15 protein-coding genes are annotated in these 19,473 nt (G+C 72.4%); 9 read left to right on the forward strand and 6 right to left on the reverse strand.

All coding sequences use genetic code 11. The annotated features are described in order from the left end of the window. Nucleotides 1–6 precede the first annotated feature (6 nt). The gene (locus LUM46_RS08005) at nucleotides 7–480 is read left to right on the forward strand and encodes a GNAT family N-acetyltransferase (RefSeq protein ID WP_274993247.1); all 474 of its coding nucleotides are present in this window, start codon (nucleotides 7–9) and stop codon (nucleotides 478–480) included. 79 nt (nucleotides 481–559) lie between these two features. Here the strand turns inward: LUM46_RS08005 and LUM46_RS08010 are convergent, their stop codons facing one another. Continuing rightward, entirely contained in the window at nucleotides 560–2,059 is a 1,500-nt protein-coding gene (locus LUM46_RS08010; protein ID WP_274993248.1) for a sugar transferase, read from the reverse strand. A gap of 393 nt (nucleotides 2,060–2,452) precedes the next feature. Here LUM46_RS08010 and LUM46_RS08015 point away from each other — a divergent pair, with 393 nt between their 5' ends. The 3 genes from LUM46_RS08015 to LUM46_RS08025 all read left to right on the forward strand — a co-directional run bounded on the left by LUM46_RS08015 (nucleotide 2,453) and on the right by LUM46_RS08025 (nucleotide 5,907). Then, nucleotides 2,453–3,634, forward strand: coding sequence for a glycosyltransferase family 4 protein (locus tag LUM46_RS08015; protein WP_274993249.1), 1,182 nt, complete (start codon nucleotides 2,453–2,455; stop codon nucleotides 3,632–3,634). Nucleotides 3,635–3,753: 119 nt separating this feature from the next. Then, a complete protein-coding gene (locus LUM46_RS08020) occupies nucleotides 3,754–4,959 on the forward strand; it encodes a DUF1972 domain-containing protein (RefSeq protein WP_274993250.1) in 1,206 nt (401 codons plus the stop codon). 6 nt (nucleotides 4,960–4,965) lie between these two features. After that, complete coding sequence (locus LUM46_RS08025) at nucleotides 4,966–5,907, forward strand: phosphotransferase (protein ID WP_274993251.1); 942 nt, start codon at nucleotides 4,966–4,968, stop codon at nucleotides 5,905–5,907. On the opposite strand, the gene LUM46_RS08030 is transcribed toward LUM46_RS08025, so the two are convergent. Beyond that, the gene (locus LUM46_RS08030) at nucleotides 5,885–6,805 is read right to left on the reverse strand and encodes a sulfotransferase domain-containing protein (protein ID WP_274993252.1); all 921 of its coding nucleotides are present in this window, start codon (nucleotides 6,803–6,805) and stop codon (nucleotides 5,885–5,887) included. The genes LUM46_RS08025 and LUM46_RS08030 overlap by 23 nt on opposite strands. Nucleotides 6,806–6,948: 143 nt before the next feature. Between LUM46_RS08030 and LUM46_RS08035 the strand changes: the two genes are divergently transcribed. Next, nucleotides 6,949–7,824: a glycosyltransferase family 2 protein gene (locus LUM46_RS08035; protein WP_274993253.1), complete on the forward strand. Its 876-nt coding sequence runs from the start codon at nucleotides 6,949–6,951 to the stop codon at nucleotides 7,822–7,824. A gap of 4 nt (nucleotides 7,825–7,828) precedes the next feature. Here the strand turns inward: LUM46_RS08035 and LUM46_RS08040 are convergent, their stop codons facing one another. The 4 genes from LUM46_RS08040 to LUM46_RS08055 are packed head-to-tail and all read right to left on the reverse strand — an operon-like array spanning nucleotide 7,829 to nucleotide 12,299. Then, nucleotides 7,829–8,737: a glycosyltransferase family 2 protein gene (locus LUM46_RS08040; RefSeq protein ID WP_274993254.1), complete on the reverse strand. Its 909-nt coding sequence runs from the start codon at nucleotides 8,735–8,737 to the stop codon at nucleotides 7,829–7,831. Next, nucleotides 8,734–9,801, reverse strand: a complete 1,068-nt coding sequence (locus LUM46_RS08045; RefSeq protein WP_274993255.1) for a glycosyltransferase — start codon at nucleotides 9,799–9,801, stop codon at nucleotides 8,734–8,736. Before LUM46_RS08045 ends, LUM46_RS08040 begins: the two co-directional genes overlap by 4 nt. Before the next feature lie 57 nt (nucleotides 9,802–9,858). After that, on the reverse strand, nucleotides 9,859–11,178 hold the full coding sequence (locus LUM46_RS08050; RefSeq protein ID WP_274993256.1) for a lipopolysaccharide biosynthesis protein: 1,320 nt from the start codon (nucleotides 11,176–11,178) through the stop codon (nucleotides 9,859–9,861). Continuing rightward, a complete protein-coding gene (locus LUM46_RS08055) occupies nucleotides 11,175–12,299 on the reverse strand; it encodes a glycosyltransferase (RefSeq protein WP_274993257.1) in 1,125 nt (374 codons plus the stop codon). Before LUM46_RS08055 ends, LUM46_RS08050 begins: the two co-directional genes overlap by 4 nt. Before the next feature lie 153 nt (nucleotides 12,300–12,452). Here LUM46_RS08055 and LUM46_RS08060 point away from each other — a divergent pair, with 153 nt between their 5' ends. The 4 genes from LUM46_RS08060 (at nucleotide 12,453) to LUM46_RS08075 (ending at nucleotide 19,450) form a co-directional block, all read left to right on the forward strand. Continuing rightward, nucleotides 12,453–13,133, forward strand: a complete 681-nt coding sequence (locus LUM46_RS08060; RefSeq protein WP_274993258.1) for a hypothetical protein — start codon at nucleotides 12,453–12,455, stop codon at nucleotides 13,131–13,133. Nucleotides 13,134–13,275: 142 nt separating this feature from the next. Continuing rightward, nucleotides 13,276–16,803 carry a PKD domain-containing protein gene (locus LUM46_RS08065; RefSeq protein ID WP_274993259.1) on the forward strand — a complete coding sequence of 1,176 codons (3,528 nt, stop codon included), beginning with the start codon at nucleotides 13,276–13,278 and terminating at the stop codon, nucleotides 16,801–16,803. Further along, nucleotides 16,800–18,086 (forward strand): hypothetical protein, encoded by a 1,287-nt coding sequence (locus LUM46_RS08070; RefSeq protein WP_274993260.1) that lies wholly within the window; start codon nucleotides 16,800–16,802, stop codon nucleotides 18,084–18,086. Before LUM46_RS08065 ends, LUM46_RS08070 begins: the two co-directional genes overlap by 4 nt. Next, a complete protein-coding gene (locus tag LUM46_RS08075) occupies nucleotides 18,083–19,450 on the forward strand; it encodes a tyrosine-protein kinase domain-containing protein (RefSeq protein ID WP_274993261.1) in 1,368 nt (455 codons plus the stop codon). Before LUM46_RS08070 ends, LUM46_RS08075 begins: the two co-directional genes overlap by 4 nt. The last annotated feature ends 23 nt before the right edge of the window (nucleotides 19,451–19,473 follow it).

The raw sequence follows: 19,473 nt of genomic DNA on the forward strand, positions 1-19,473 counted from the left end.
GACCCCGTGCAGATCATTACCGCCCCGCTCACCCAGCTCGACGTCACCATCGCCTATGGGGTCTGGAAGCTGCGCCAGGACGTGTTCGTCGTCGAGCAGGACTGCCCGTACGAGGACCTCGACGGGCGCGACCTCGAGCCCACCACCGTGCACGTGGTGATGCTCGGCGAGGCGGCCCCCGACTCGGTGTCCGACGGCGGGACCCGCGTGCTCGGCACGGCCCGCGTCCTGGACGACGGCGGGGAGTGGCGCATCGGCCGGGTGGCCCTGGTCAAGGGCGCGCGGGGCAAAGGGCTGTCCGACGAGCTCATGCGTGCGGCGCTGCGCCACATCGAGGCGGCCGACGACGACCGCGACATCGTGCTGGACGCCCAGTCGCCCTTGACCCGTTGGTACGGCAAGCACGGGTTCGGTGAGGACGGGGCGGAGTTCCTGGAGGACGGCATCCCGCACACGCCGATGCGCTTGGTGCGAGGCTGACCCCCTTGGTTGTGGGCGCGACCGTTGCGACGACGTGTCGGGCTGAGGCGCAACGGTCACGCTCACAACAAGAACGGCGTCAGTAGGCGCCTCGGCCGGAGACGACTGCGCGGGCGGTCTGGGCCAGGATCAGCAGGTCGAGGAACGGCGTCCAGTTCTCGGCGTAGTAGACGTCGAGCCGGACCGCCTCCTCCCAGGACAGGTCCGACCGCCCGGTGACCTGCCACAGGCCGGTCATGCCGGGCTTGACCAGCAGCCGGCGCTTCATGCGCTCCTCGTAGGCCGCGACCTCGTGGGGCAGCGGCGGGCGCGGGCCGACGAGACTCATGTGCCCGCACAGCACGTTGAAGAGCTGGGGCAGCTCGTCGAGCGAGTACCGGCGCAGCACCCGGCCCACGCGGCTGATACGCGGGTCGGCGCGCATCTTGAACAGCGGGCCGTCGGCTTCGTTGACGGCGGCCAGGGCCGGAACGTCCCGGTCCGCGCCGACGTACATGGTGCGGAACTTGACCATCGGGAAGAGGCGCCCGCCGCGGCCGACGCGCTGCGACAGGTAGAAGACCGGCCCTCGGCTGGTCGTCGCCACGGCCAGCGTGATGGCCAGCAGGATCGGCAGGACCAGGATCGTCAGGACCGCGGTCAGGACCCAGTCCATCACCTGCTTCACGGAGAACTTGGGTCCCACGAACCGGGGTGTGTCCACGTGCAGCAGTGACATCCCCGGCGCAGGGGAGACGGTGATCCGCGGGACCGCGACGTCGGCCAGCTCCGCGGTGAGCATCAGGTCGACGCCGTACCGTTCGAGCTCCCAGCCCAGCTGCCGCACGACATCGGCGGTGATCTCGTGCGAGCTGCACACCGCCACGGCACCGGCTCCTACCTCGTGCGCCGTCTGGCCGACTGCGCTCAGGTCGCCGAGGACAGGGACGCCGCCCACGCGCTCGCCCTGCCGGAGCCCGCCGGTCGGCATGCACACACCCACCACCACGAACTCCTGCTCCGGCGCACCGTTCAGCAGCCGGATCAGGCGTCCGGTCTGCTCCCTGCTGCCCACCGCCAGGAGGATGGTCAGCCCGCCGTCACCGCGGCGGCGCTGCCGCAGCAGGTGCTGCCGCCACGCGTAGCGCGACGCGACGAGGCCGACCATGCCGAGCGGGAAGGCGACCAGGAGCAGGGTGCGCGCCTCCGAGTAGGCGGTCACCCACGCGATCAGGACGATCAGGCTGAACGACTTCCAGGTGGCGTCGAGGACCTTCTGGTACTCCGACATACCCCGGCCGAAGAACCGCACGTCGTAGGCGCGGTTCGTGGCCAGTGCCGCCAACCATGCCGTGGCCAGGAGCAGGCCGGCGGCGGCCTGCATCGGCTCGATCGAGGACGACGGCGACGCGCCCCCGAGCGCGAGCTGCAGACCGTAGGCCGCGATCAGGGTGGCACCGACCACGACGGCGTCGGTGAGCCGGAGCCGTGCCTGGTACCCGGACTGCCAGCCGGTCCGGGCGCGGGGGAGTGCGGCGGCGCGGAGCTGCCGGATGTCGGCGCTCTCGGTCCGCGCTCCGGCCGGCGCGCCGTGCGACATCGGCTCATGGCTCGAGGAACGCTCTGGCTGCACGGGAAAGAGAAGCGGCGGTTCGCCGTCAACCGAGTGTGCGGTCACGCTCGATCCCTTCGGTTCCTGCTGACGTGGCGGGTTGCTCGGGCGCATGCACTCGCGAGGACGTACCGGGCGTCTTCCGGGTGTTTGTACGCGTGCCGACGGCGGCGCTCCGCCCCGTGGCTGGTGAACAAAGTACGGGGAACTGGCGGACAACGCGGCGTGAACCTGCAGAAGTCACCCGTTAACTCTCATTTTTCACCTCTCGCCCGGGTGATTTCATGAGAAACGGCCATATTTCGCCCACCGGTAGGGCCCGATGGAGTTCACCCGGCCTGACATCTCCTGCGAGGTGACCGGCTGGCACAGTTGGCGATCATGACGACGGTCCTTCTCGCGCACGCCTCAGTGGAGCTCTACGGCTCCGACCTCCAGCTGGTCGAGACCGCGGCCGGATGTGTCGACGCCGGCGCGGACGTCGTCGTGCTGCTGCCCGGCGAGGGGCCGCTGGCCGAGCGGATGCGCGAGGTCGGCGCCCGGGTGGAGACCCTCGACGTGCCGGTGCTCCGCAAGGCGCACCTCACGCCACGGGGTATCGCTGCCCTGGGGGCCGGCACGCTGCGGGCGCTCGGACCGATGGTGCGGCTGATCCGCCGCGTGGGGCCTGACGCCGTCCTCGTCAACACCCTCACCATCCCCGCGTGGCTGGTCGCCGCCCGGCTGGCCGGGGTCGCCCCCGTGTGTCACGTGCACGAGGCGGAGGCGGACGCGCGCTGGGTGGTCCGGGTCGGGCTCGCGGCGCCGCTCCTGCTCGCGCGCGACGTCGTCGTGAACTCCGCGGCGGCACGCGACGTCGTCGTGTCGGCGGTCCCGGCGCTGCGGCGGCGGACGCGCGTCGTCTACAACGGCGTGCCCGGGCCCGGGGAGGCTCCGGCCGCGGGCGGCGGTGCGAGGGCTGGTGCTGGTGCGGAACCTGCACCCGCGCACGTCGTGCTCGTCGGGCGTCTGTCACCGCGCAAGGGCTCCGACGTGGCGCTCGAGGCGGTGGCGCGCCTGCGACGGGCCGGCCGGGACGCGCGGCTGACACTGTGCGGGTCGGCGTTCACCGGCTACGAGTGGTTCGAGGACCAGCTCCGTGCGCGGGCCGCCGAGGACGACCTGGCCGGGGCCGTGGAGCTCGTGGGGTACGCCGACCCGTGGGAGTGGTTCGCGCGGGGCGACGTCGTCGTCGTGCCGTCGCGGGTGGAGCCGTTCGGGAACGTGGCGGTCCAGGCGATGCTCGCCGCGCGGCCGGTGGTGGTGAGCCGCACGCAGGGGCTCGCGGAGATCGTCCGGGACGGGGAGACGGGCCTGCTCGTACCGCCCGACGACCCCGTAGCCCTTGCCAAGGCGGTCGCTGCGCTGCTCGACGACCCGGCGCGCGCGTCGGTGCTGGCGGACGCCGGCCGGCGGGACGCTGTCGAGCGGTTCGGGGTGGAGCGGTATCGGGCACAGATGGGGCGGCTGCTGGTGGGGCGGCGCCCCGTCGTCCGCGTCATTCCGGAGCGGCCAGTGGGTTAAAAGAACTTATACCTCGCCAATTGACCCACTACGGGTGAAAGAGGGCGAGCGGGGTGAAATGGTATATTCACCCGCTCTCGAGGCTGTTCCATGTATCTGGCGCGACCTACGCTCCCCGCATGCCCTCAGAGCCCTTGCATGTCGCGATGGTCGGGACTCGTGGTGTCCCGGCTCGTTACGGGGGGTTCGAGACGGCCGTCGAGGAGATCGGGTCCCGGCTCGCCGCACGCGGCCACCGCGTGCGGACGTACTGCCGCCGCGTCCCGGGCACCGCGATCGAAGCCACCCCGCCGCTGACCGAGTACCTGGGCATGGAGCTCGTCACGCTCCCCGCGACGCGCCGCCGCTCGCTGGAGACCCTGAGCCACACCGCCCTCTCCGTGGCGCACCTGGCCAGGCACCGCACCGACGTGGCGTTCGTGTTCAACGCCGCCAACGCGCCGCTCTTGCCCGTGCTGCGGGCCGCCCGCATCCCGGTCGCCACCCACGTCGACGGCCTGGAGTGGCGCCGCGCCAAGTGGGGCCCTGCCGGTCAGCGGTACTACCGCGCCGCCGAGACGACGGCGGTACGGCTCTCGGACGCCCTGATCGCGGATGCGCAGGGCATCGCCGACTACTACCGCGACGAGTACGGCGCGGACAGCCGGCTCATCACCTACGGTGCGCCGGACCTGACCGACGTCGGGCACGAGCGTCTCGCCGAGCTCGACCTGGCCCCGAACGGCTACCACCTCGTGGTCGCGCGCTTCGAGCCGGAGAACCACGTCGACGTGATCGTCGAGGGCTACGTCGCCGGCGACGCCGCCCGGCCGCTCGTCGTCGTCGGCTCCGCGCCCTACTCGCACGGGTACACGCGCCGGATCTCGGACATCGCCGCGAGCGACCCGCGGGTGCGGATGCTGGGCGGCGTCTGGGACCAGGAGCTGCTGGACCAGCTCTACGCCGGAGCGCTCACCTACCTGCACGGTCACTCCGTCGGTGGCACCAACCCGTCGCTCCTCCGCGCGATCGGCGGCGGCACGGCGACCTCCGCGTACGACGTCGCCTTCAACCGCGACGTCCTCGGGGACGCCGGGCGGTACTTCCGCACCCCTGCCGACGTCACCGCGCGGATCTCCGAGGCCGAGGACGACGTCGCCGGGTGTGCCGACCGGGGCAAGGCCTTGGCCGAACGGGCGGTCGCTTATGACTGGGACCTCGTTGCTGACGGGTACGAGCAGCTCGCGCGTGATCTCGCGGCCCGCAAGGTGCCCGGGCCGAGGCCGCTGGCGCGGCGGCGGAACGCGCCGGAGTGGGCACCCGCCGTCGATCCGAGGAACGGCTGAGCGGACGTGGAACCGCACGACGGGTCGACGAGCCCGGGACGCGTCTACCAGCTGATCCGCCCGCGGATGGGCACCCGCAACGTCCTCGTCCCCGCCGGATCGCGCAGGGGAGCGCTCGCGGGCATCTCGCTGATCACGCGGTCCAAGGCCGCTGCGCTCGCGGCGCAATGGGGGTTGTACTACGCGACAGCGGTGCTCGGGACACGGTTCGTCCCTGGCGAGCGTGTGAACTGGGAGCCGCCCGGTGGTGGGGCCCGGTGGGATGCGCTGACGACGTGTCTCGGTCCGTTCGACGACCTCGCTCTCTACGAGCGTCCCCAGGCGTCCCGGACCGGCCTGGCAGCCCTGCTGCTGCGCGAGGGGAGACCGGTGGGCTTCCTCAAGCTGCGCGAGGAACCGGCGGAGCTCGACCGCGAGCACCGCGCGATGGTCGCGCTCACGGACGCGCGGCCCGAGACGTTCCGGGTGCCACGCGTTCTCGACCGCGGGAGCACCGACGGCTGGCACTGGATGCTCATCGAGGCGATGCCTCCCCGGCCTGCCGCTCCGGCCCGGCGGATCGTGCTGCCCCGGGTGCTCGCAGACATCCAGCGCTGCCTGGAGCCGCTGCTGCCGCGGGCGCGGGACGTGCCTGTGCACTGGCGGCCGATGCACGGCGACCTGACACCGTGGAACCTTCGGCGCTGCGGTCGGGGCCTGCCCTGGCTGATCGACTGGGAGGACGCGGCGTGGGCGCCGCCAGGCGCCGACCAGGTCTACTACGCCGTGACGAGCGCCGCGGTGCTGGGCCGCAGCTCCGTCGCGCCGTCCGAACCGGAGCACGTGGAGGCCGCGAGGTTCTGGTTGGACCGCATGACTGCGAGGTCCGGCGACGACCACGACGCGCCGCTCACCGCCCGACTCATCACCGAGCTGCGGTCGAGGATCAATCCTCCCGCGTCGCGCTGACGTGCTCGGCGAGACCTGGCCGGGTCCAGGGAAGCTGGCGGCCCAGCAGCCCTTCGAGCTCCGCGTTGAACGGTGCGTAGTGCGTCGCGAGGCTCTGGCGGGTGGCTTCTGCCAGCTTGCTGCTCGGGGCGGCGTTCCAGGGTTTCGCCACCGACGGGGGCAGGGTCGCAGGACGCAGTCCGAGGAACTCGGCCACCCCATCGCAGGTGTGTTGGGGGTCGGCGTAGAAGTCCTCTGCCGCGAGCACGTGGAACTGCTCCGGCGCGAAGTGGTTCATCCAGCGCCGGAGGTGCGGGGCGTACTCGCCCTGCGCGCGGTAGGACTGTTGCTCGTGCGCGTAGCTCGTGTAGCCGGGCTCGGTGACGATGCGCTCGTGTTCGCCCCCGAGCCGCTCGTCCTCCGCGGCCAGCGCCCCCTCGAACGTGTCGAGCTCCTCGGCGTTCTGCCGTCGCCGCTCCCGGTAGTGCGAGAACGCGCGCTCGATCGGGTCGCGCAGGACGAGCAGGATCTTCGCCTCCGGCGCGTCCCTCCCCGCACGCTCGGCCGCGAGCGGGTGGAAGAGGTAGTACGGCGATCCCTCGCCGACGACCTTTCCGCCGCGGCGGGCGGTGGCCGGGAAATGAGACCGGTACCAGACATCGCCCTTCGAGTAATGGGAGTCGAAGTAGTGGACGCCCTTGGTGTGGTTGTCCTTGGGGAGCAGCCGCGCGCTCGGAAACAGCGGCATCACCTGAGGGTGTTCCAGCAGCGCGAAGTACAGGGATGTCGAGCCGCCGCGCTTGGCGCCGATGAGCAGAAAGTCCGGCCCGCGCCGCAGAGGAGCTGTGAGCATGCCGTATCCCCGGATCACCGCGCGCCCGGTGGCGATGACGGGCTGGGGCAGTCGCGACGTGGTCACCTCACGACCGTACCCGTGCCCGGGCGTCCCGTCGTGGACGAATCTGCTGGTCAAGCGGGTGAAATGGGGCGAGGGGCCGCCGTCGGCCACGTTCGGACGCCTATCGTCCTGCCCATGGGACGCAGCGAGGGGAGCGGGGGGCGATGACGGGCACGGGTCTGGGGAACTGTGCTCTGGTCGTCGTGAGCTACGGCTCCAGCGAGCTGCTTGCCGCCAACGTGCCACGGACCGCCGGCGACTCGGGCGTGCGGGTGGTCGTCGTGGACTCCTGGAGCAGCGACGTCGAACGTGCGGCCGTCTCCCGGCTGGCCGCGGAGCACGGCTGGGATCTGCTGACGCCGGACCGCAACACCGGGTTCGGTGGCGGGTGCAACCTCGGGGTGCAGCACGCGCTCGGGGCCGGAGCTGACGTGGTGGTGCTGCTCAACCCCGACGCGTGGTCGGATCCGGACGGCCTGGCCACGTTGGCGGGAGCCGCCCGCGCGGAACGCGCCCTGGTGGCCCCGCCCGTCCTCCGGCCGGACGGCGGCACGTACTCCCGCGGGCTGACCTTCCTCTCGCTCGCCGACGGGACGATGTCGGGGCAGAGGCGCCTCCCCGACGACGTCCCGTGGCTGAGCGGAGCGTGCCTGGCCGTGGGCGCCGAGCTGTGGGCCGACCTGGGCGGGTTCGACGAGGACTACTTCCTCTACTGGGAGGACGTCGATCTCTCCTACCGGGTACAGCAGCTCGGGGCCCGGCTCGTGGTGGCCGAGGGAGTCCACGTGGTCCATGCCGAAGGCGGCACGCAGGAGTCCCGCGGCCGTGCGAAGAGCGAGACCTACTACCGGTACGACATCGGCAACCGGATGCTCTTCGCCCGCAAGCACCTGGACGGGCCAGGCGTGCGTCGCTGGCGCCGGACCCTGCCTGCGGCGGCCCGCGCGGTCGCCCTGCGCGGCGGGCGGCGGCAGTTCCTGGAAGGCCCGGGTCCGTGGCGCGGCGTGTCGCAGGGCGTGCTGGAGGCCCTGCGACGCTGAGCGCTCAGCCGCGCCTGTAGGCAGCGAAGGCGCCGCCGAGGGCGCCCACGACGCGCCCTGCGCCCCGCATGACGGTCCGCAGCCCGCGTGCGTGGTGGCGCGCAGACCCGGTGCCGAGGCCGAGGGCCGCTCGTGTCGCCCCGCCCACCACCTGGCAGCCTCCCGCGAGGAGCTCGCGGGTCCGCGCCACCTGCCGTGCGGCGAACCCGCCGGCGAGCTCGACCGCCAGCTCGCCGGACACGACCCCGTGGCCGAACCGCCGTTGCAGCAACCAGCGCCGCGTGTACCGCTCGGCGGGCATGGTCTCGCTCACGACGGCGTCTGCGCACCACACGATCTCGCCCCCGGACCGGACGAGCCGCCGCGTGAGCTGGGTGTCCTCGCCCCCGCGATCGCCGCGGTCCGGGTCGAACGAGATGCCGGCCGCGCGCAGCCACCCGAGGTCGAGGAGCAGGTTCCCGGCCCCCGCGGCACCGAGCCGTGTACCCGACGGCGGGTTGGGCCGAGGGTAGAAGGCGCCCGCGGTGATCCAGGGGTCGGGCGGACCGGGGAGCACTGCCAGCACCGGTCCGGCGACGGCGGCCGCGCCGCTCTCCCGCCAGGTCGTGACGAGGGCCGAGAGCCAGTCGTCCTGCGGCAGCTCGTCGTCGTCGATGAAGGCCACGGCGTCGGTCCCCGCCTCGCGTACCGCCCGGTCGCGGGCCGCCCCGATACCGGGCCGGGGCTCGGCCACGTACCGCACGTCGTGCCCGGAGCACACGACGGCCGCGCTGCCGTCCGGGTCGTTGTCGACCACCAGCACCGATGCCCCGGGAAGGTCGGCCGCCTGTGTGGTGACCAGGGGCAACAGCTCGCTCAGCATCGCCGTCCGGCGGTAGGTGACCACCGCGACCGTGACAGACGGCGTCCTCATGCCTCGGCCCTCTCGACCCCGCCGACGCGGGCTGCGTCGCGCGGGTGCGCGCGGGTGGCGCGTGCCGCCACGGCGGCGCGGTACGCCGCGACGTGTCCGGCGACCCCGAGCTCCCAGGTCCGGCGGGAAAGATCCGGGCGCCGCCCGGCAGGCACGGCCGCCGCCCGGCGCAGTGCCTCCAGGATGTCGGCCGCCGTGAGCTGCTCCGGGAAGAGCGTGAACCACTCCTCGCCGACCTCGCGGGCCAGGTCCCGGTTCGTGTCGTTGTCCGGTACGAGCACGTGGCGGTCGAGCGACAGCGCGGCGAGCACGCTCCCAGAGTTGTGCATGTGCCGGTACGGGAGGCATACCACCTGGGCGGCCGTGACCAGGCTGACGAACTCCTCGTCCGGGACGAAGCGCAGTTCCAGGACGATCCGCGGGTCGTCCCCGGCATGTGCGTGCGCCACGTCGGCCAGACCGTCACGTGACGGCTGGCCTGCCACGGTGAGCCGCAGGCCGGCGTCGTCCGTGTCACGGAACGCGTCGAGCAGCCGGTCCACCGACTTGTACCGCCGCACCGTGCCCACGTACGCGACATGACCTGGCTGGGCGTCCTGCACGCCGAACCGGGCGTACCAGTCCCGGTAGTCACCGTGGGGCACCACGGACGAGGGTCCGTCCACAGGGGTCCGCCCGGTGAGCGTGATGCGGTAGTCGGTCCACCGGTCCAGCCACCGCAACCACGCCCGCTCGAACCACGAGATCCCCTCGGGCAGGTGCAGGTTGTGGACGGTGCGCACGATCGCCGTGCCGTGCAGCCGCAGGCGCAGCAGGAACACGACCGCCAGCAGCCGTCTTCCGAGCGTGCTCAGGCGCCCGCGCTGTTCCACGAGCGCCTCGGGCCAGTGGGCGTGGAACACCTCGTGGTGACCGGTCAGCGCGGCGCGCCAGCTGAAGCGCTCGACGGTGACGCCTGGCGTGGCAGCCAGCCCGTCGTGCAGCATCACGACGTACGGGTTGGACCGGGCGCGCGGCGCCTGGAAGGACTGCAGCACCCGTAGAGGGGTGGCTTCTGAGGTCATCGGATTCCCTGACTGGTGGAGAAGTGAACTGAGGTGCCGTCGATGTGGGCCGTGGGGTCAGGTGGTCCCGTGCCGCCGCAGGGCGCGGCGTGTCCACAGGGCGTTGGGCACGACCTGGCAGACGAGGACCGACACGCAGCTCGCCCACACGGGGCCGGCGGCTCCAAGAGGGGCGATGAACCACCAGGACAGTCCCAGGTTCAGGGGCACCATGAGGACGATCGGCAGCACCTGAGCGCGCAGCCCGGCGGCATCGGTCATGAACATCCCGACGGGGTACTTCGCGGCCTGGAGCAACGTGAACACCACGAACGCCGCCACGAGCGGCACACCGAGGCGGAGGGCGCCGCCTGTGACGAGCGGCACGACCAGGGGAAGCAGCCCGGAGAGCGCAGCCGCGAGCACCGCGCCGACCGCGACGAAGACGAGCGAGGCGCGGAAGGGCGACGCCCTGACCGACCGGGCACGGGCGCGGGCGAAGTGCGGCCAGAGCGCGAGTCCCGCGGTGGAGACGGCGGCGAGGACCACACCGAAGAGCTGGGCCGCAAGGTTGTACCGGGCAAGATCGACGGACGTGGCCTGGTGACTCAGCAGGATCCGTCCCGTCTGCATCGCGATCGGCAGGGAGACCATCTGCACGAGCATCGGCCAGGCGACGTCGATGACCCGGACGCCGGGCACGGAGCGGAGCCGGGGCACGTCCCGGAATGCCTTGCCGACCTGCGGCCGCAGCAGCCGGGACGCGGTGACCAGCAGGACGGTCGCGACCGTCGCCGATGCTCCGTAGGACGCGACGGCGAGCAGGTTACCGCCGGCGTCGCCCAGCGCCATCAGCAGGAGGACCCCCACCATGACCAGAGGTGCCGTCAGCCCTGTCAACGCGACCTGGAGGGGGTTACGGCCCAGGCCCACGAGGATCCGGGCGCCCATGCCGCAGGGCAGGGCCAGCCCGAGCACGGCGACACAGACGGTCGCGGCGAGCCCGCCGCCGTCCAGCAGCCCGGGGCCGAGCAGCGTGGGCCACAGGCCGAGGAGCCCGAAGGCGACCCCCACGGCAGCGATGATGATGCCTGAGACGAGCAGGACGCGGAAGGCGCTGGTCAGCGTCCGCCGGACCTCGGGGTCGTCGGCCGGTCGCTCCGAGGACGCGACCACGTTCACGACGACGGCCGCCATCCCCAGGTCCGCGAACGGCACGAGGGCGGGCAACGAGGCCAGGAGCCCGTACTGGGCGTAGGCACCGAGTCCGTAGTGCTCGATGACGAGACGCGCCGTCACCATGCCGAGCAGGCCCGAGAGCCCGGTCACGGCGACCTGGGCGAGCGCGCTGCCGCCGACAGAGCGCCACGGTGCCCGGGCTGTTGTCGCCGTGCTCATGCCATGCCCTCCGTCGCCCTGAGGAACCGCGCTGCGGCCAGGCGCCCGTCATGCTGCGGGAGCGACGAGAGGACGGCCTCGGTGCGCGGTGCCCGTGCCAGGGCTCTGTCCAGCGCCTCGCGCACCTCGGGCGGGGCGCTCGAGGCCAGCACGTCGTGCCCGTGGGCGGCCAGCCAGTCCGCCAGGCCGGTCTCCGCCGTCGTGACGACGTGGCACCCGTGGGCGAGCCCTTCGACGATCGGAAGGCCGACCTGCTCGCGCCAGGTCTCCGTACGCCGGGAGAGCAGGACCACCACCGAGGCGTCCCGCAGATGCTGGTGGACGCGTGCCCGGGGCGGATCCACGTCGACCTCGACATCGGGACGGCCGGCCGCCCAGGCCTCGACCCGGTCCGAGTGGCGCCCTGCACCGACGACGACGAGGCGCGGAGAGGTCCCGGGCCCCTCCCGGTCCGACGGCGCGAGGTCCCACGCTCGCATGACGTCCAGCACGCCCTTGCGGTCGTCGAAGGCGCCGAGGAAGAGTGCGGTCGGCCGGTCCGCGCGAACGGCGGCCGGGCACGGGCACGGTGCCGGAAGTGCGGTGACCATGCGGACCTCGGTCCGGCGCCGGGTGAGACCGAGCGCCGCGCGATAGGTCCTGCGGGCTCCCTCGGTGCCCAGAACGAAGCGGTCGAGACTGCGCAGCACGAACCGCGAGAGGGCACGGTCCAGCGACGGCCACCGGTCGCCCCGGTAGGGATCGAGGTTCTCGATGGCGTAGCTGACCACGCGCGTGCGGCGCTGGCGGAGCAGACCGTGCAGACGGACCGCTGCCACCGTCACGGCGGCACGCCGGACACCATTCCGCATCAGCGGCTCGTTGATCTCGACCGTGTCGGGCGCGAGCCGCCAGAGCAGCGCGGGCAGGTGCCGGGTCCGGCACCGCTGCAACGCCAGGCCGGCGGCGAGATCCTCGTCGAAGTCGTCCCGCCGGTCCTGGTACACGAGCACCGTGGGGTCGTCGGCGCGGGCGCGCTCGAGATGGGCGCTGCGGAGCGTCGTCCACACGGTGACGTGACTGCCGGACGGTCCCGGTGAGCCGGACGGTTGCGGCGCACGCAACAGCGGGGCCGAGGTCACGGGACTCCTCACGTCAGGATGCGGTGAGGGCGATCGTACGAGCCGCCCGTCGCGTTGTGCACGAGCCGTCGACCGGATTGCGGCCGATTCACCCGCCGTTTCATCCGGTGGGCCAGACGCTCGTGATGCAGGGTGCGGCTAGATTCAGCTGCTGTGAACATTCTCAGCCGCGGTGCGGCACCGGTCGCCGTGATGGTCGGTGTCCTCGTCGGCACCGTGGCGCTCGCCGGCTGCACGGCCGAGGGCTCGTCCGCCGGGCCGGACTCGGCTGCCGTGTCGGCCGCGGCGACCTCCCCGGCACCGGCTGCGTCCGCGGAGGAACCGCGTGCGGCCCACGAAGGGCCCGCCCGTGCCACGGCCTCGCCCTCGAGCCGGCCAGCTCCCCGGGGCGCGGTCGCAGGGATCCCGGACCCGGCCGACCTGCCGCCGATGGCGACCGGGATCGTGCAGCCGGACGGGGACTCCGCCGTCACGGAGCCGGACCGGGGGACGACGGTCCGCCTTGTCGGCGTGACCTCTCACGTCGCCGAGGGATCCGGGCGTGGGGACCTCGGGGGGCCGGCGGTCCTCGTCGAGATCCGGGTGGACGCTCCGGAGGGCACGGAGCTGGCTCCGTTCGTGGACCTGCGGACCGGCCGGGACGGTGTTCCCGCCTCGCCCGTCACCGGAGACTCCGAGGACCGGCCGCTGCCGGGAGTCGTCGGCCGGCAGGGCACCGCGACCGGTGTGTACGTGTTCTCCTTGCCGTCCAGCGACGTGACCGGTGTCCTGGTCACCGTCGGCATCGCATCCGACACCCCGGTCAGCGCCTTCGCTGTCGAGGTGGACGGGTGAAGCCACGGGTGAAGGCACGGGTGAAGCGCGCATCAACCCGCCGAGATTCACCCGGGACCTCCACCTCGTGACCCGTATCGTTTCCCAGCAGCATCCGCTCATGACCGATGAGCGCTCCTCTGTCCAAAGGACGGACCCGTCGATGTCCAGCTCAGCCTTGCTCCCCATGCCGCGGTCGGCCGTCGCCGCATTGCTCGTCGTGGCCCTGGCCGTCGTCGCGCAGGCCACAGCGCCCCCCGCGCGGGCGCTCCCGCCCGCGCACACGACCGTGCAGCTCGCGGACACCACCACCTCCACGGACGGCACCGAGCGACCCACGGTGACCGCCGACGCGCTGCCGACCGTGCAGATCGACGGCGTCGCCTGGGACCAGGAGATCGTGGGGAACACCGTCTACGTCGGCGGCAGCTTCACCGAGGCGCGGCAGCCCGGTGCCGCGGTCGGCTCTGGCGTCGCGCGCCACAACCTGCTCGCCTATGACATCCGCACGGGCCAGCTCGTCACGAGCTTCGCCCCGGTCCTCGACGGTCAGGTGCTCTCGCTCGCCCTGTCGCCGGACGGGAGCCGGTTGTACGCGGGCGGAGACTTCCAGAAGGTCGACGGGCAGTGGCGCGTGCGCATCGCCGCCTGGGACACCGGGACCGGTGCCCTGGTCTCCTCCTTCCGGCCCACGCTGTCCTCGCGTGTGGCGGCAGTTGCCGTGACCGACACCACCGTCTACGCGGGCGGCAACTTTCTCCAGGCCGCCGGCGTCACCGGCGGCGCGTTGACACCGCGCTCCTACGTCGCGGCCTTCGCGGCATCGGACGGAGCCTTGAAGCCGTTCGTCACCGATGCGGACGCGCCCGCCACCGCCCTCACCGTCGACCCGGCGGCACAGAAGCTCGTCGTCGGTGGCCGGTTCACGCACCTGAACGGTGCTGACGCCTACGGGCTCGGGTGGTCCGACCTGACGACGGGCGAGGTCACCCCCATGCCCGCCAACCGGGAGCTGCGAAACGCGGGCACGAAATCCGCTCTCACCTCTCTCATGACGGCCTCCGACGGCATCTACGGCACGGGCTACCACTTCGGTAGCGGCGGCAACGTGGAGGGATCGTTCCGGATCGCTCTCGGCACCGGCGAGCTGGTGTGGGTGGCGGACTGCCACGGCGACTCCTACGCCGCCTTCCCGCACGGTGACGCCGTCTACGTCGCGAGCCACAGTCACTACTGCGGCAACCTGGGCGGTTTCCCCGAGACCAGCCCGCGCACCCATCATCACGCGACGGCGTTCACGCGGGAGCCTGCAGGCATCAGCAAGCCGGACCCCTACGGGTACCCGGACCAAGACGGCGAGCCCGCGCCCGCGCAGCTCACCTGGTTCCCGAAGCTGGCGTGGGGCAGCTACACCGAGCAGGGGCAGGCCGCCTGGACCATCACCGGGAACGCGGACTACGTGGCATTCGGTGGAGAGTTTCCCGCGGTGAACGAAACCCTTCAGCAGGGCCTCGTCCGGTTCGCCCGGCCCCCAGCCGCCCCGGCGAAGCGGGGGCCCTCGGCGACGGGCCTCGCGCTCTCCGCCACGTCCCCGGCCTCCGGAGTCGTCCGGGTCGGCTACACCACCACGTCCGACCAGGACGACCTGGCACTGACGTACACCGTCCACCGCGGCACCGCGGACAGCGAGCCCGTTCACGAGTCGACCCACGCGACCCCGTACTGGCTGCCCAAGAACGACGGCTTCGTGGAGACCAGCCTCGAACCCGGTACCACCCAGCGATACCGGCTCACGGTCACCGACCCGGACGGCAACGTCGCGCGGACTCCGTGGGTCGAGGTCCAGGTCTCCGACACAGGGGTGCTCGGTGCCTACGGGCGCGCCGTCTACGAGTCGGCGCCCGCCGCGTACTGGCGCCTCGACGAGACCCAGGGCACTCTGGCGCGCGACTGGGCGGGTACGACCGACCTCACGCTTCGTGCCGGCGCCACACCAGGTGCCCCGAGTGCGCTCCCGACCGGCTCGTCGGCCGACTTCAACGGCACCACGAGCGGGTACGCGTCGGCCTCCGAAGCCGCCGCGGTCGCCGCGCCACAGGTGTTCTCGGCAGAGGCTTGGTTCCGGTCGACCTCCCGCAGGGGCGGCAAGATCCTGGGCTTCGGCAGTGGCCGCACCGGCACCTCCGGCAGCTACGACCGGCACCTGTACCTCGACGACGGGGGACGCCTCCGGTTCGGCGTGCACTCTGGCGCGGCGCGGGTGGTCCAGAGCGGCACCGGCCTGAACGACGGCGCCTGGCACCACGTGGTCGGCACGCTCGGCGCTGCGGGCATGGCCCTCTACGTCGACGGCGCCCTCGTGGCGTCCGACCCCACGACCACTTCCGCGCAGGACTACTCCGGCTTCTGGCGCGTGGGCGGCGACAACCTGAACGGGTGGACGGGCAGCACGCCGAGCGACTACCTGGACGGCCAGATCGACGAGGTCGCCGTCTACCAGCGGGCCCTCGCGGCCGACGAGGTGGCACGCCACCACGCCGTCGGCACGGGTGCGAACGTGCCGCCGACCGCCCGCTTCGGGGCCTCGGCGACCAAGAGCACCGCATCCTTCGACGCGACGGCTTCCTCCGACGACGACGGCAGTGTCGCCGGCTGGGCCTGGGACTTCGGCGACGGCACCACGGGGTCGGGGGTCGAGGCCACGCACACCTACGCCGAGCCGGGGACCTACGACGTGACCCTCACGGTCACGGACGACTCCGGCGCGACAGGGTCGGTGACACGATCCGTCGTCGTCCCGGGGAACGCGGCGCCCGAGGCGGCCTTCGCCACGACCCTCTCCGGGCTGACGGCCGCGTTCGACGGAACGGCCTCTACCGACCCGGACGACGACGGCCTGACATACGCCTGGGACTTCGGTGACGGGTCCACCGGCACCGGGGCGCAGGCATCGCACACCTACACCGAGCCGGGGACGTACCAGGTCACCCTCACCGTGACCGATTCCGACGGCGCGTCGGGGAGCATCGGCGACGACGTGACCGTCACGACCGTTCTCGTCCACGACGACTTCGACCGGACGGCCACCGGCGGCTGGGGCACCGCGCCGTCAGGTGGGAGCTGGGTCCTCGCGGGGGCGCCGTCCAAGTTCAGCGTGGCCGACGGGTCGGGGCGGATCACCTTCACCGTCGGCGGCGACGGCCCGCGGGCCCGGCTGGACGGAGAGCACGGTGACGTCGACCTGACGACCGGCATGTCCTTCTCGGCACTGCCGAACACCGGTGGCGTGTACGGCTACCTGCTGGCCCGCACGTCGGGCAGCACGCGCGACTACCGCACCAAGGTGCGGGTGCTGGCCAACGGCGGCATGCGGCTCGAGATCGGCCGGTTCGTCGGGGGGGCGGACACCTCGCTGGGCAGCGTGGTCACGCTGCCGGGGACCTACGCCCCCGGCACGGAGCTGCGGGTCCGGATGCAGGCGACGGGTTCCGGCACGACGGCCCTGCGGGCGAAGGTCTGGCCGGCTGGCACGTCGGAACCGGCCGCGTGGCAGATCGAGCGGACCGACACGACTGCTGAGCTGCAGGAACCGGGCGGGGTGGGCCTGGGCGGCTACCTCGGCGCAGCCGTGACGAACGTGCCGCTCACGCTCTCCTACCCGGCCATCTCCGTGGAGGCCGTCGTCCCGTGAGTGGCGGCCTGGTGGACCGCGTCGCTCTCCTGGGGCTGGGGGCGGTGACAGCAGCACTCCTGGTGCTGCTGCTCCGTTCCCGCCCTCAGGCGGCCGTCGTCCTCTGGGCCGTGGTCCTCTGCTTCGTGCCGTACTGGATTGGTGTCACCGCCGGGGCCTACTTCCCGGCAGTCTCCGCCGTCGCCGTGCTGGTGGTGGTCGCGCTGGCCGGTCGCGCCCGCGTCAGCCTCGCCGCGGCGGACGTCGTCATGGTCCTCGTCGTCGTGCTGGTCGGGATCTCGCTCGTGGCCGGGCTCGGCCAGCTACCCTCCACGTTCGCCCTGCTCGCCGAGTGGGTCCTCGGATACCTCCTGGGCCGGGTGGTGGGCGGCGCACTGCCGCTCGAGCGCGTGTACGCCATCGTGTCCGTGGTGCTCGCCCTCGCGGCTGCCCTGGCCTGCGTCGAGGCAGCGACGGGGCAGAACCTCTTCGTGCAGGTCCCGGGCTCCGGTGGTGGCGGCCACTCGGTATGGAGCCCCCTGCAGGAACGCGGAGGCCTGCTGCGCGCCGAGGGGGCCTTCGGGCACTCCATCGCGCTCGGCGGGAGCTGTGCTCTCGGGATCCCGCTCGCGTTCGCGAGCAACCTGGGCTCGCGTGCCAAGGCCATCGTGGTGGTACTCCTGCACGCCGGTGCCGTGGTCTCGTTCAGCAGGCTCGGCATCGGGACCGCGGTGATCGGCCTCGTGCTGTGCCTCCTGCTCCTGGGTCGGACGACCCGACCGCGGCTCCGGGGGGCGCTCGCCGGCGCGCTGGTGGTGGGTGGCGCGCTGGCCCTGCCGACCGTCGCACGAGTCTTCGAGGCGGCAGGTTCCGAGGCGACGGACAGCGCCGAGTACCGCGGGTCGCTCCTTGAGCTCGTGCCCGCGATCCGGCTGCTGGGGACCTCCGGTGTGTACACCCGGGACGCGTCCGGGGTGGTGCGCTGGGACGGCTTCCGTTCCATCGACAGCGCCGTGGTCCTCGCTGGGCTGCAGCACGGTGTGCTGCCGCTGGTGCTGCTCATCAGCCTGTGGGTGGCGGCCGCCTGGCTGGTGGTCTCCGGCCGGGCCACCGGTCCCGGCGTGGCACTGGTGGCCCAGGCGCCGTCGTTCGTGGCGGTCGCACTCATCACGCAGTACGCGATCCTCGTATGGTTTGTCGCCGGACTCGCGGTCGCTGCGACCGCGCGCCCGGCGCGGCCACGTCCCACGGAGCCACCGACGGTCCGGCCCCGAGCGCTCTCTACCCTGACGGAGTCCCCATGAGCTTCAACGACTTGGTCCGGTCGATCCGCAAGGGCTGGATCCTGATCGCCGCACTGACGTGCGTCAGCACGGTGGCGTTCGGGTTCTTCTCCATGCGAGCCACGCCCGTCTACACGGCAGAGGCGTCCCTGTACGTCTCGATCAGCTCGGGTCAGACCGCTACCGAGCTGAACCAGGGAGCCACCTACACGCGCGACCAGATGCTGTCGTTCGCGCAGCTCGCGGAGATGCCCGTGGTGCTCGACCCGGTGATCCGGGGACTGAACTTGGACGAGTCGCCCGAGCGGCTCGACGACCGGATCGAGATCGAGGTCCCCCAGGACACCTCGATCCTCGCCATCTCGGTCACGGACCCTTCGGCATCGCAGGCGGCGGCGATTGCGAACGACGTGACGACCGGGCTCTCCGAGCTCGTGACGGAGCTGGCGCCGCGCAACGCACAGGGCGACAGCACCGTGAACGCCCGGGTGGTCAAGGTGGCCAAGGTGCCGACGGTCCAGTCTGCTCCGAACACGAAGCGCAACGTGCTGGCCGGGTTCGGCATCGGGCTGGTCGGCGGCGTTGCGATCGCCTTCGCTCGCGACCTGCTCGACACGCGTGTCCGCTCATCCTCCGCAGCCGAGCGCTACTCCGGAGCGCCGGTGCTGGCGAAGCTCAGCCGGCAGAGCCGCAAGGAGCGCCTGGGGACGCTGTGGGACGACACAGCCCGCACCGAGGAGCTGCGGAAGTTCCGCACCACGCTGGAGTACCTGACCACGGAGGACGAGACGCTGTGCATCGTGTTCTCCTCGTCGGTCGCCGCGGAGGGGAAGTCGACGGCCTGCACCGGCCTGGCTCAGGTGCTCGCCCAGGCAGGACACAGCACGCTGATCATCGATGCGGACCTGCGCCGGCCGAGCGTGGCGCAGGGCTTCGGCATGATCGCCGAGGCGGGCCTGACGTCGGTGCTGCTCAACAAGGCCCGGTTCGACGACGTGGTGCAGAAGCTCTCGCCGCGTCTGGACATCCTCGCCTCGGGCGTGACTCCGCCGAACCCGGCCGAGCTGCTGTCCTCGCCGAGCATGCAGGAGCTCGTCGACATGGTGCGCGAGCGGTACGACATCGTGCTGCTCGACACCCCACCCCTGCTCCCGGTGGCGGACGCCGCGATCCTGTCCCGGATCACCTCCGGGGTCGTGCTGGTGGTGGATGTGCGCCGCACGTCGCAGAGCCAGGTGGAGGAGTCGGCCGGCCTGGTCCGCTCGGCGGGTGGACGGGTTCGCGGGGTGGTGCTGAACCACGTCCGCAAGGGCGGCCGCAACAGCTACGAGTACGCGCGGGTGAGTCTCGACACCGACATGATCCCTGTGGCCTCGCGCGGGTGAGAGGGCCGACGGCGCCCGGCTGC

It is taken from the genome of Promicromonospora iranensis (assembly GCF_028994805.1).
Lineage (GTDB): Bacteria > Actinomycetota > Actinomycetes > Actinomycetales > Cellulomonadaceae > Promicromonospora > Promicromonospora iranensis.

What these genes read in the sequence shown, in the direction of transcription:
- LUM46_RS08010 (WP_274993248.1), bottom strand. Translation starts at nt 2,059, where the DNA reads ATGTCGCACGGCGCGCCGGCCGGAGCGCGGACCGAGAGCGCCGACATC.
- LUM46_RS08015 (WP_274993249.1), top strand. Translation starts at nt 2,453, where the DNA reads ATGACGACGGTCCTTCTCGCGCACGCCTCAGTGGAGCTCTACGGCTCC.
- LUM46_RS08020 (WP_274993250.1), top strand. Translation starts at nt 3,754, where the DNA reads ATGCCCTCAGAGCCCTTGCATGTCGCGATGGTCGGGACTCGTGGTGTC.
- LUM46_RS08035 (WP_274993253.1), top strand. Translation starts at nt 6,949, where the DNA reads ATGACGGGCACGGGTCTGGGGAACTGTGCTCTGGTCGTCGTGAGCTAC.
- LUM46_RS08040 (WP_274993254.1), bottom strand. Translation starts at nt 8,737, where the DNA reads ATGAGGACGCCGTCTGTCACGGTCGCGGTGGTCACCTACCGCCGGACG.
- LUM46_RS08045 (WP_274993255.1), bottom strand. Translation starts at nt 9,801, where the DNA reads ATGACCTCAGAAGCCACCCCTCTACGGGTGCTGCAGTCCTTCCAGGCG.
- LUM46_RS08050 (WP_274993256.1), bottom strand. Translation starts at nt 11,178, where the DNA reads ATGAGCACGGCGACAACAGCCCGGGCACCGTGGCGCTCTGTCGGCGGC.
- LUM46_RS08065 (WP_274993259.1), top strand. Translation starts at nt 13,276, where the DNA reads ATGTCCAGCTCAGCCTTGCTCCCCATGCCGCGGTCGGCCGTCGCCGCA.
- LUM46_RS08075 (WP_274993261.1), top strand. Translation starts at nt 18,083, where the DNA reads ATGAGCTTCAACGACTTGGTCCGGTCGATCCGCAAGGGCTGGATCCTG.